General features: G+C 38.9%; 10 protein-coding genes. 8 read left to right on the top strand and 2 right to left on the bottom strand.

Going from position 1 to position 12206, the window contains the following annotated elements; genetic code table 11:
- Nucleotides 1–7 precede the first annotated feature (7 nt).
- Nucleotides 8–514 carry a hypothetical protein gene (locus I858_RS11340; protein WP_049693383.1) on the bottom strand — a complete coding sequence of 169 codons (507 nt, stop codon included), beginning with the start codon at nt 512–514 and terminating at the stop codon, nt 8–10.
- Between the two features lie 171 nt (nt 515–685).
- On the opposite strand from I858_RS11340, the gene I858_RS11335 reads away from it, so the two are divergent.
- The 3 genes from I858_RS11335 to pyc all read left to right on the top strand — a co-directional run bounded on the left by I858_RS11335 (nt 686) and on the right by pyc (nt 5748).
- The gene (locus I858_RS11335; RefSeq protein WP_049693382.1) at nt 686–967 is read left to right on the top strand and encodes an Fpa/YlaN family protein; all 282 of its coding nucleotides are present in this window, start codon (nt 686–688) and stop codon (nt 965–967) included.
- 158 nt (nt 968–1125) lie between these two features.
- On the top strand, nt 1126–2292 hold the full coding sequence (locus I858_RS11330) for an FtsW/RodA/SpoVE family cell cycle protein (RefSeq protein ID WP_049693381.1): 1167 nt from the start codon (nt 1126–1128) through the stop codon (nt 2290–2292).
- A gap of 15 nt (nt 2293–2307) precedes the next feature.
- The gene (gene pyc / locus I858_RS11325; protein WP_049693380.1) at nt 2308–5748 is read left to right on the top strand and encodes a pyruvate carboxylase; all 3441 of its coding nucleotides are present in this window, start codon (nt 2308–2310) and stop codon (nt 5746–5748) included.
- Between the two features lie 36 nt (nt 5749–5784).
- On the opposite strand, the gene I858_RS11320 is transcribed toward pyc, so the two are convergent.
- Nucleotides 5785–6702 carry a COX15/CtaA family protein gene (locus I858_RS11320; protein ID WP_049693471.1) on the bottom strand — a complete coding sequence of 306 codons (918 nt, stop codon included), beginning with the start codon at nt 6700–6702 and terminating at the stop codon, nt 5785–5787.
- Nucleotides 6703–7047: 345 nt separating this feature from the next.
- On the opposite strand from I858_RS11320, the gene cyoE reads away from it, so the two are divergent.
- From cyoE to ctaF, 5 genes are read left to right on the top strand one after another with little or no spacing between them, the layout of a single operon-like run.
- On the top strand, nt 7048–7965 hold the full coding sequence (gene cyoE / locus I858_RS11315; protein WP_049693379.1) for a heme o synthase: 918 nt from the start codon (nt 7048–7050) through the stop codon (nt 7963–7965).
- 51 nt (nt 7966–8016) lie between these two features.
- Nucleotides 8017–9111, top strand: coding sequence for a cytochrome c oxidase subunit II (gene coxB / locus I858_RS11310; protein ID WP_049693378.1), 1095 nt, complete (start codon nt 8017–8019; stop codon nt 9109–9111).
- Nucleotides 9112–9141: 30 nt separating this feature from the next.
- Nucleotides 9142–11022: a cytochrome c oxidase subunit I gene (locus I858_RS11305; RefSeq protein ID WP_049693377.1), complete on the top strand. Its 1881-nt coding sequence runs from the start codon at nt 9142–9144 to the stop codon at nt 11020–11022.
- Nucleotides 11012–11638 carry a cytochrome (ubi)quinol oxidase subunit III gene (locus tag I858_RS11300; protein WP_049693376.1) on the top strand — a complete coding sequence of 209 codons (627 nt, stop codon included), beginning with the start codon at nt 11012–11014 and terminating at the stop codon, nt 11636–11638. The genes I858_RS11305 and I858_RS11300 overlap by 11 nt, the downstream gene beginning before the upstream one ends.
- The gene (ctaF, locus tag I858_RS11295) at nt 11638–11970 is read left to right on the top strand and encodes a cytochrome c oxidase subunit IVB (RefSeq protein WP_049693375.1); all 333 of its coding nucleotides are present in this window, start codon (nt 11638–11640) and stop codon (nt 11968–11970) included. Before I858_RS11300 ends, ctaF begins: the two co-directional genes overlap by 1 nt.
- Nucleotides 11971–12206: the final 236 nt, after the last annotated feature.

Here is a 12206-nt window from a genome sequence, read left to right as displayed (position 1 = left end):
CTCACTCCTATTCGACTCGAATTGCTTGGATATTAGTAATGGGATTATCTTGATTTGATCCATCAGGAAGAAGTACGTGTACAGGGCCATCTTCTTTTAAAGGTTTGCCATGATCGCTAAATTTAAAAATGAGCTGAGCCGCATGTTCGATTGGAAATTCAAATTCGCCGTTCGTCGTTTCAAATACGACTCGTTTTGCATGTTCGTAAGGCTCGGCATTTAAAAGAAACGGCTTAAACAAAATACCGAAAGTGCCTGTTAACATTTCTTTTTTTTCTTTACTCTTGTAGGTTTTTTCTGAATTCAAAGTCGGCGGGACTGTACTGCCTTCCATGATTTCACGAGACCAATGTTCACCCATTCCACGCTTATAGTCTTCGAGTTCGTCTTTTTCGATTCGCTCTTCTTGAAAATACGTTTCCAAATTCAACTTCCGGTCGTCAAAAATCCATACAGTAGGATCCAATATGAGTTTAAATTTCACTTCACCTTTAAAAGGTACGATAAATTCCATGGGTAAACCCTCCATCTTAAATAGTTGCTCTCTTAATAGTATACCTTTTTGTGTCAAGTTCCTAAAGGGATTCCTCTCTTTCATTTATAGAAGCTTGCATTTTCTCTTTTTAAAAGATACACTTTAAACAGGAAAATAGAGAAGAAAACTCATAATATGGGGGGATTCCTCATGGAACATACAGAAGAACAAACATACCATCTGAAAGCTTTGGAACTCCTCAAAGCGGATGCAGAAAAAATTGAACAACTAATCAAAGTGCAAATGGATAATTTAACATTGCCATCTTGTCCTTTATACGAAGAGGTGCTTGACACTCAAATGTTCGGCCTATCGCGTGAAATCGATTTTGCGGTTAAGCTGGGGCTCATTGAACGTGAGGCTGGAAAAAATTTAATGGATACGCTAGAAAAGAAACTTTCCATTCTTCACGAAGCGTATACAAATAAATGATCTAAAACTCAAACGAATTTTGTTTGAGTTTTTTTAAAATTTTAGACCATAGACAAAACTTAAGATCAAGATGGCTGCAGACAAATTTAAAAGTTGTTGAATCTGCATGTCTCTTGTTGCTTTTCTAATTACTCTATCAAATTAAAAGAGGTATCAAAATGAAATCATACATCAAGAAATACGCAAAGTACGTAGATTATCCTTTGTTTTTTACATATTTAGCATTGACAATCTTTGGATTAATTATGATTTACAGTTCTAGCATGGCTTGGTCGGTCAATTATTATAACTCAGAACCTGACCGATTCTACATACAGCAATTACTAAATTTAGCGATCGCGTTTCCGGTTTTCGCACTTGCGTCGGTATTTCCATATAAGCATTTCAAAAAACGTTGGATGATGATATTGATATTGTTTGTTGTCTTTACAGGGTTAATTGCTGTTCATTTTATTGGATTTGCTGCGGGTGGTGCTCAAAGTTGGATTAGCATTGGATTTGGTAATATTCAACCTTCCGAAGTAGCAAAGGTGGGAATCATCTTTTATTTATCAGGTGTCTTTGCTAATAAGTATCAAAATGGCATGATTAATAAATTAAACGAGTCAATTTTTCCTCCGGTTATTATTTTGACATTGGTGTTGTTCTCAATTTTCCTTGAACCTGATCTAGGATCAATGCTGATTATTGCTGCTGTTGGTTTGTGTGTCATGTCAGTAAGTGGTGTCCGATTAAAACCGTTTATCCGTCTCGCAACCGTCTTTATCGCAGCGGCATCTGTTATTATTGTCCCGTTTATGATTTTTGCTGGTGATTCGATTTTTACTGAAAAACGTTTAGGGCGACTAGATGCTTTCTTTAATCCATTTTCAGATGAATTGGGCTTTGGTTTTCAAATTGTTAATGGCTATTTAGCGATTGGATCAGGTGGATTGAGCGGGTTAGGGCTTGGACAATCGATTCAAAAATTAGGCTATTTACCAGAACCTCATACTGATTTTATTATGTCGGTTATTGCTGAAGAGTTAGGTGTATTAGGTGTTGTGTTTGTATTAGGCGGTTTAGGATTTATTGTTTTACGCGGATTATGGATTGCTATGACCACGTATGATCCTTTGGCTAGAATGCTTGCAGCAGGTGTAGCGAGCATGATTGGTATCCAGTCTTTTGTTAATTTAGGTGGCCTCACAGGTATTATTCCGTTAACAGGAGTGACGCTTCCATTTATAAGCTATGGCGGAACCTCTGTAATTTTGTTATCTTTAGCTATGGGAGTATTGATGAATGTTTCCATGTTTAACAAATATGAAAAAACGAAAAAGTAAAGGATGTGCTGTGGCGTGAGAGAAATCGACAAAATCTTAGTGGCTAACCGCGGTGAAATCGCAATTCGGGTTTTCCGCGCTTGTACAGAACTGAAAATTCAAACAGTGGCAATCTATTCTCAAGAAGACAGTGGCTCGTTTCATCGCTATAAAGCGGATGAATCCTATTTAGTCGGTAAAGGAAAAAAACCAATTGATGCTTATTTGGATATTGAAGACATTATCCGTATAGCTAAAGATTCGGATGTAGATGCGATACATCCAGGATACGGCTTTTTATCCGAAAACGTTCATTTTGCAAGACGTTGTGAAGAAGAAGGCATTGTTTTTATTGGTCCAACTTCACGACATTTGGATATGTTCGGTGACAAAGTAAAAGCACGTTCACAAGCAATTGCTGCGGGTATTCCTGTTATTCCAGGTACAGACGGCCCTGTCGAATCAGTGGAAGAAGTTGAAGAATTCAGTAAAACAGCAGGGTTTCCATTAATGATTAAAGCATCTCTAGGCGGCGGTGGCCGCGGCATGCGAATTGTCAGATCTCATGAAGAACTAGCATCCTCTTACGAACGTGCAAAATCCGAAGCGAAAGCAGCGTTTGGTTCAGATGAAATGTACGTTGAAAAATTCGTTGAAAAACCGAAACATATTGAAGTTCAAATATTAGGTGATTCGGAAGGCAATATTGTTCATTTGTATGAGAGAGATTGCTCTATTCAACGCCGTCATCAAAAAGTTGTAGAAATTGCACCTTCGAATTCAATTAGTAACAAACTGCGCAATGATATTTGCGATGCTGCAGTCAAATTAATGAAAAATATTGACTACATAAATGCCGGTACAGTCGAATTCCTTGTAGCGAATGATGAATTTTACTTTATCGAAGTAAATCCACGTATTCAAGTTGAACATACAATTACAGAAATGATTACAGGGATCGACATTGTTCACGCGCAAATTCATATTGCCAGAGGGCATATGATTCACAGCGAAGAAGTAGGAATCCCAAAACAAAGTGACATTCCATTATTCGGTTTTGCCATTCAATCACGTGTAACGACAGAAGACCCATTAAATGATTTCATGCCAGATGCCGGGAAATTGATGGTTTACCGCTCAGGTGGCGGATTTGGCGTAAGGCTCGATGCTGGTAATGGATTTCAAGGGGCTGTGATTTCTCCTTATTACGATTCTCTTTTAGTTAAAGTATCAACTTGGGCATTAACATTTAAAGAGGCAGCTGCTAAAATGGATCGCAATCTTCAGGAATTCCGTATTCGAGGAATCAAAACTAATATTCCTTTTCTCGAAAATGTTGTAAAACATAAAGACTTTATTACAGGCGATTTTGATACGAGCTTTATTGATACGACTCCAGAGTTGTTTATCTTCCCAGTCCGACAAGACCGCGGTACTAAATTATTAAGTTATATCGGGAACGTGACAGTTAACGGCTTCCCCGGTATCGAGAAGAAAAAGAAACCAATTCACACGGCTCCAAGAAAACCGGAAATCGATCTCTTGTCTCCAGCGCCAAATGGCACAAAGCAAATTTTTGATTTGCAAGGAGCGGAAGGACTAACGAAATGGATTCATGAACAAAAAGATGTGTTAATTACAGATACGACGTTCCGTGACGCTCACCAATCTCTATTAGCTACACGCGTTCGCTCGCATGATTTGTTTGAAATTGCGAAAGAAACTGCTCGTTTGCAGAGTGATCTATTTTCTTTGGAAATGTGGGGAGGCGCCACGTTCGATGTCTCTTACAGATTCTTAAAAGAAGACCCATGGGAACGTCTAATCAAGCTACGGAAAGACATCCCAAATATCTTGTTCCAAATGCTATTCCGTGGAGCAAATGCGGTTGGCTATAAAAATTATCCAGATAACGTCATCCGTGAGTTTGTTCGCAAATCAGGGGATGCCGGAATCGATGTGTTCCGTATTTTCGATAGCTTAAATTGGATTAAAGGAATGGAAGTAGCAATAGACGAAGTCCGTCAGTCTGGCAAAATCGCTGAAGCTGCAATTTGTTACACTGGAGATATCCTGGATCCGAGTCGAGACAAATATACGGTTCAATATTATAAAGATATGGCTAAAGAATTAGAAGCAGCCGGTGCACATATTCTCGCAATTAAAGATATGGCGGGACTGTTAAAGCCAGAAGCGGCATATCGTTTAGTATCTGAACTTAAAGATACTGTGTCGTTGCCAATTCACCTTCATACGCATGATACAAGTGGTAACGGAATTTATATGTACTCGAAAGCGATTGAAGCAGGTGTGGATATCGTTGATACGGCTCTTGGGTCAATGGCAGGTCTTACATCACAACCAAGTGCAAGTTCCCTGCATTACGCTATGAGCGGTGGCAAACGTGAAATTCGATCAGATGTGAAAAATCTTGAAAAAATGTCTCATTATTGGGAAGACGTTCGTAAATACTATGTAGATTTTGAAAGTGGCATGAATAGCCCACATTCAGAAATCTACGTTCACGAAATGCCAGGTGGTCAATACAGCAATCTTCAGCAACAAGCTAAAGCTGTTGGGCTTGGGTTGCGTTGGGAAGAAGTAAAAGCGATGTATTCACGCGTCAACTTATTATTTGGAGATGTCGTGAAAGTAACACCTTCTTCTAAAGTTGTAGGGGATATGGCATTATTTATGGTTCAAAATGAGTTAGATGAAAAAACAGTAATCACACGCGGGAAAACAATCGACTTTCCCGAATCAGTTATTGAATTTTTTGAAGGGTATATTGGTCAACCGCATGGCGGATTTCCAGAAGAACTGCAGAAAGTCATTCTAAAAGAGCGAGAGCCAATTACGGTTCGTCCTGGTGAACTGCTAGAACCTGCAGATTTTGATGCCATTAAGAGAACTTTGTATGATAAATTAGAACGTCCAGTAACAAGTCATGAAGTTTTGGCTTATGCACTTTATCCAAAAGTCTTTGATGAATACACAGCAACGAATATTCAGTTTGGCAATGTTTCTGTCTTGGATACACTGACGTTCCTATATGGAATGAGATTAGGCGAAGAAATTGAAGTAGAAATTGAAAAAGGTAAGACGCTTATGGTGAAAATGGTATCAATTGGTGAACCACAAAAAGACGGTACACGCATCATTTACTTTGAATTGAACGGACAACCGCGTGAAGTGAGTATTCAGGATATGATGGTGGAAACCGATAATACGGCTAAACCAAAAGCAGATCCAACAAATGAAAACCATATTGCTGCGACAATGCCTGGAACAGTATTAAAAGTACTTGCAGAAACAGGCGCTAAAGTAAAACGCGGTGACCATTTACTCGTGACAGAAGCGATGAAAATGGAAACGACTGTTCAAGCTCCTTTTGCTGGAACGATTCAAGCAATCCATGTAGTTGCTAATGACGGTATTTCTACAGGAGATCTGCTAATTGAAATGGAAAGAAAATAAAAAATAGGGCTGGCGCAAAAGCGCAAGCCCTATTTTTTATGAAGATTTTTTGATTCGGCTGCGTGAAACAAGCAGCACCATGTAGCACAGTAAACCAAACAGCATAGAAATTAATAAAGAGTGAAGCAATGCGACAACTAAGTTTAGTTTTGTTAGCACAACAAGCATACCGGTCGTTGCTTGAAGTAAAACGATGATGAAAGCAATGCTCCATCCCCAGTAAATGACGCGCTGATCTTTATACTGCTTGATAGCATGCCAAGCGATATAGCCTAACCAAATGACAATCAAGCCGGCAGCGGCACGATGCCCCATCTGTACCCATTCATACATATTGCTTGGCAATGCAAAAGTATCGTTTCGACACAGAGGCCAGTCTGAACAAACTAAACTCGAATCTGTATGACGTACCAACGCCCCAGTATATACAACCAGGTAAGAATAAAGCGTTACACCAATCGTATGGAAGCGTAATTTCTTACCAATTTGTAAGCGATCTGCATCAAATTTTCGATCGACTTCAAAAATTAATAAAGTTAATAATAAGATAGAAGCAAATGATAGTAAGGAGATGCCAAAATGAAGAGCTAATATAAAGTCACCTTGTCCCCATAGTACTTGTGCGGCACCAATTAATGCTTGTAAAAGTAAAAAGAAAACAGCCATAACTGCTAAAAATTTTGTTTCACGAACGTGTCCAAATTTTCTCCAAGCCCAAACAGCCAAAACGACAATCAGTATGCCGACAACACCTGTGACGAGGCGATGAGAAAACTCAATCAAAACTTCAGTTGTAATGTTATCAGGGATTAACTTTCCATTACAATCCGGCCAGTTTCGACCGCATCCTAAACCACTATCGGTTTTCGTGACAAGTGCGCCGCCTAAAAGAATGAGTAACATACCTATAGTGGCTGCAACGGCAAACCATTTAATATATTTATTTTGCTGCAAAATCCCACCTACTTTTTCTATAGAAAACTTTTTATCGTCTATACTACCTGCATACTCGATAATAGCGAATATTTCTTCAAAATACAACGAGAAAACAGCATTAGTGGAAACTTTCAAGATTTAGACATATTAATGACGGCTTCACAAACTGTTCAAAAACTATTATTTTTCTATCTTAAAATAGTGTAGTTGTTAAGGTATGATAAGATGTGTATGTTTGTGAGACCAATTACGTATAATCATCACTTTTATCAGGAAATTTCAGTTATATGTAGAAAAGCAACTGAAATTTAGATATAGTTATGATAGCGGATTATGCTTACAACTTTGAAAGGAGGGACTTATATGTCAAACGGCCGGTCAATATCTGCAGATTCTCACGAAGCGCCAGAAGCGACCACATTTCTGAAAGACTTTTTGGCACTTATAAAGATTGGAATTGTCAATTCTAATTTAATCACAGTCTTTACAGGCTTGTGGCTTGCATTTCAGTTTTCCGATAGACACTTTTTAAACGAACTGGATATCCTTGCTTATACCATTGTTGGTTCAGCACTTATCATTGCGGGTTCTGCAGCTATGAACAACTACATCGATACAGATATAGACCCATTGATGGAAAGTAAGAAAGGACGTCCAACAGTAACCGGAAGATTCAAGCCGTCCGCTGTATTGGCACTTGCTGTTTCTTTCATCGTTATAGGCGAATTATTTCTGTTTTCCGCTTCTGTATCCGCTGGTATGTTTGGAATCGCTGGAGTTTTAGCTTATGTGGTGTTGTATTCCATGTGGTCTAAAAGACGTTTTGTCAGCAACACGATTGTGGGGAGCATCTCTGGTGCAATTCCACCACTAATTGGATGGGCAGCTGTAGAGCCAGCACTCGGTACGGGTGCTTGGGCATTATTTCTAATTATGTTCATTTGGCAGCCACCACATTTTTATGCGTTGGCTATGAAACGGACAGAAGAGTATCGGGCAGCGAATATTCCTATGTTACCGGTAGTAAAAGGATTTCACAGAACAAAAAAATCAATGCTTGCATGGATCATTATGCTTTTCCCTCTACCATTCTTATTAATGGAGCTTGGGGTAGGATTCCTTGTGTTAGCGACACTTTTAAACATCGGTTGGTTAATACTAGCCATTCGTGGGTTTAAAGTGACTGATGACTTGAAATGGGCAAAAACGATGTTTATTTATTCGTTGAACTATATGACTATTCTATTTGTTTCAATGATCATTTTTGCAGTCTTCATCTAATAACCATTTTTAAAGAAAAATAATTTTTGTGAGAGAGGGGTATGACAAGTTATGATGAAAGGTATAAAAAAATGTCGACTTTTTGCACTAATGACGATCTTGCTAGTTTTTCTGGCAGGATGTGGCCGTGAAGAGATCTCAACGTTAATACCAGCGGGTAAAGTTGCACAAGATCAATTTAATTTATTGATCCTATCGTCAGTCGTAATGGCGTTTGTCATCATTGTTGTTTCGATTATTTTCGTTCTAGCAATCGTGAAATTCCGTCGCTCTAAAGTAGGGGAAGATATGATTCCTGAGCAAGTTGAAGGAAGTGCTAGATTAGAATTTATTTGGACAGCTATTCCAATCGTTCTTCTTTTAATTCTTGCAGTTCCAACAGTTTATTCTACTTTTGATTTAGCAGATGTATCTACAATGGATGTTGAAGCTAAAGATGGAAATTCATCTAACTTAACAGTTAACGTAACGGGTAAACTTTATTGGTGGGAATTTGAATATCCAGAACAAGGAATTGTGACTGCTCAAGAGTTGGTTGTACCAACTGATGAACGCGTTTACTTTAACTTGATTTCAGCGGATATTAAACACTCTTTCTGGATTCCATCTATTGGTGGTAAACTAGACGTAAACCCTGAAAACGTCAATACCTTCTATTTAGAGTTTGACCGTGAATCAGCAGAACTTGATGATGGTGTATTTTATGGGAAATGTGCTGAACTTTGCGGACCTTCTCACGCATTGATGGATTTCAAAGTGAAATCTGTGGATCGTGAAGAGTTTGACCAATGGGTAACAGCAATGCAAGCAGAAGAACCAGCTGCTGTTGAAGGAGATCTTGCTCAACAAGGCGAAGAATTGTTTGGAGCAGATGGACTTGCTTGTATCCAATGTCACGCTGTTTCTGGTGCTGGTGGTACTGGTGGAATTGGTCCGAACTTAGCAACATTTGGCGATCGTAACCGTGTTGCTGGTTATTTGGAACACAATGAAGAAAATCTTAAAAAATGGATACAAGATCCGCAAGAATACAAACCTGGTAACTTAATGCCAGAAGCATCTTCATTGAATAACGGCAAAGATTTATCAGATCAAGAACTTGATGCATTGGCTGCTTATTTAATGGGCTTATCAGTTGAAGAATAGAAAACAGCTTAAAAAAGGGAGGTATATACTGTGAGTTCTACTGCTCAAAAAAAGGGCTTCGGCGCTACGATATGGGACTTTATGACAACGGTTGACCATAAAAAAATTGCGATTCTTTATTTGATCTCAGGTGGTTTCTTCTTCCTTGTCGGTGGCGTTGAAGCAATGTTGATCCGTATTCAATTGGCTAAAGCAGGGAATGATTTCCTGAGTGCCGGAACATACAACGAAGTTATAACAATGCACGGTACGACCATGATTTTCTTGGCAGCCATGCCAATTTTACTGGCTTTCATGAATGCTGTTATGCCTTTGCAAATTGGCGCGCGTGATGTTGCCTTTCCATTCTTAAATTCACTCGGCTTCTGGTTATTCTTCTTTGGTGGAATTTTCTTGAACCTTTCTTGGTTCATGGGAGGTGCACCAGACGCAGGTTGGACGAACTATGCTTCGCTCGCACTTGCATCAGAAAGTCACGGAATTGATTTTTATGCATTAGGATTGACCATATCTGGTTTTGGTACGCTAATCGCAGGGATTAACTTCCTTGTTACCATCATCAATATGCGTGCTCCAGGTATGACTTATATGAGAATGCCGATGTTTACATGGACAACTTTTGTTGCTTCCGCTTTAATCTTATTGGCATTCCCACCACTTACAGTCGGCCTTTTCACCATGGTCTTTGACCGCATGTTCGGTGCAAATTTCTTTGCAGTTGAAATGGGAGGAAATACGATTATCTGGGAACATTTATTCTGGATCTTCGGTCACCCTGAAGTTTACATTTTGATTTTGCCGGCTTTCGGTATTTTCTCTGAAATCTTTGCAATTTTCTCTCGTAAACGTCTATTCGGATATACGGCACTTGTTTTCGCAACAATCTTGATTGGTTTTTACGGATTCATGGTTTGGGCTCACCATATGTTCACAGTCGGTTTAGGACCAACAGCAAACGCTGTGTTTGCTTTAGCGACGATGATCATTGCAGTCCCAACAGGAATCAAGATCTTTAACTGGTTACTGACGATTTGGGGAGGCAGTATCTCCTTCACAGTTCCAATGATTTACGCTATCGCGTTTATTCCGTCATTCGTAGCAGGTGGAGTAACGGGTGTTATGCAAGCAATCGCGCCTTTGGATTACCAATTGCATGATTCTTACTTTATCGTAGCTCACTTCCATTACGTTATTGTGGGGGGTACTGTATTAGGAATCTTAGCAGGTACGCATTTGTACTGGCCAAAAATGTTTGGAACAATGCTAAGTGAAAAATTAGGGAAATGGACATTCTGGTTTTTCTTTATCGGATTCCATTTAACATTCTTTATCCAGCATTTCTTAGGCTTGATGGGTATGCCACGTCGTGTTTACACGTTTGGAGCAGATCAAGGTTGGGATCTATTTAACGCCATCAGTTCGGCTGGTGCTGCATTAATGGCAATAGGTGTTATCATTTTACTTGTTAACGTTGTATTAACTACAGTGAAAAATGAGCGTGTTGGCAATGATCCATGGGGCGATGGTCGTACATTGGAATGGGCAATTCCATCTCCACCGCCGTTCTATAACTTTGCACAAACTCCATTAGTTCGTGGTCTTGATACGTACTGGATTGAAAAAATGGATGGCAATGAAAAAGGTATGATTTATGCTGAACCTCTTGACGATATCCATATGCCAAACAGTTCAATCATTCCATTCGTTATGTCTTTTGGTATGTTTGTTGCTTCATTCGGAGCTCTTTACTTCCTAGACGATAAAGTTTGGGCACTTCCCGTATTAATTATTGGATTGGTCATTCTGTTTGGTTCAATGTTACTTCGTTCATTGAAAGATGATTTAGGTTTCTATGTTACAAAAGCAGAATTACTGAGAGATGCGAAAGGAGGCAACACCAATGGACATTAATCAAAAGTATACTCCTCAATCTTGGCCCGAACATCCTGAGACGGCTACGATGGAAGGGAAGAATAAGTTTCTTGGTTTCTGGTTGCTTCTTGCTGCAGAAACAGTAACATTTGCTTCTCTTTTTGCAACATATCTTGCTTTAAAAGATAAAGGACCGAGCGGCATGGAGTTTTCTGCCGCTGGACTTTTTGAACTGCCACTTGTTTTTGCCATGACTATGATTCTTTTGACGTCATCCTTAACAAGTGTTTACGCAATGTATCACATGAAAAACCATAATTTTAAAGCGATGCAAGCTTGGCTTGGTATTACCGTTTTACTTGGTCTGACTTTCCTTGGCTTAGAAATTTATGAGTTTAATCATTATGTGCATTTAGGCTTTGGTTATACTAATAGTGCATTTAGTTCGGCGTTTTATACGCTAGTCGGAACACATGGTGCTCACGTACTGTTTGGTCTTAGCTGGTTTATTGCGTTGATGGTCCGTAACTCAAAACGTGGATTGAATATGTACAATGCACCGAAATTCTATCTAGCTTCGTTATACTGGCATTTTATTGACGTAGTATGGGTATTCATCTTTACTGTCGTCTATTTGATGGGAGTGATCGGATAATGGCACACGATACAAATATTACTGTTAGGTCGCAAGCAGAGTTCGAGTTTACTAAGAAAAAAAGAGCAGACGAAATGCGTGGTCATTTAGGAACATTTGCAATTATGATATTCTTGACATTAATTGCGTTTACAATGGTTGCTGCAGGATTTTCTGTTTACTTGGTTGCACCAATTCTTCTTTTAATGGCTGCCATTCAAGTAGTTCTACAACTTTATTACTTCATGCACTTGAGCGGTAAAGGACACGGCATGGTTGCGTTCTTTATGTTCTGTGGTATCTTCATTGCTTTTATCACGGTTCTTACATTTGTGACAATCATTTGGTGGTAAATACTGCTTAAAATCCCGTACCTTTATTGGTGCGGGGTTTTTTTATGGTTTTTGATACAATATGTTAAGAACGAAAACAAAAGACTCTAGGAGACCCTTATTAGGCGAATTACAGTAAAAACAGTTTATTTTTTTGGTATTTCAAGATTACAGCTAATCAGTTATTATTAGTAAATAAACATCATCATTCTTCTCTTTTACTAGTTAATTGTTCATAGTTCGTTCATTGATATAGT

The organism is Planococcus versutus, assembly GCF_001186155.3.
GTDB classification, from domain to species: Bacteria; Bacillota; Bacilli; order Bacillales_A; family Planococcaceae; genus Planococcus; species Planococcus versutus.
The sequence above is the reverse complement of the archived record's forward strand: the minus strand, read 5'-3'. Positions and strand labels throughout refer to the sequence as shown.

Excerpts from the sequence above, each read along its gene's own strand:
- cyoE (WP_049693379.1), top strand. The coding sequence starts at position 7,048 with ATGTCAAACGGCCGGTCAATATCTGCAGATTCTCACGAAGCGCCAGAA.
- ctaF (WP_049693375.1), top strand. The coding sequence starts at position 11,638 with ATGGCACACGATACAAATATTACTGTTAGGTCGCAAGCAGAGTTCGAG.
- I858_RS11330 (WP_049693381.1), top strand. The coding sequence starts at position 1,126 with ATGAAATCATACATCAAGAAATACGCAAAGTACGTAGATTATCCTTTG.
- I858_RS11300 (WP_049693376.1), top strand. The coding sequence starts at position 11,012 with ATGGACATTAATCAAAAGTATACTCCTCAATCTTGGCCCGAACATCCT.
- coxB (WP_049693378.1), top strand. The coding sequence starts at position 8,017 with ATGATGAAAGGTATAAAAAAATGTCGACTTTTTGCACTAATGACGATC.
- I858_RS11335 (WP_049693382.1), top strand. The coding sequence starts at position 686 with ATGGAACATACAGAAGAACAAACATACCATCTGAAAGCTTTGGAACTC.
- I858_RS11340 (WP_049693383.1), bottom strand. The coding sequence starts at position 514 with ATGGAATTTATCGTACCTTTTAAAGGTGAAGTGAAATTTAAACTCATA.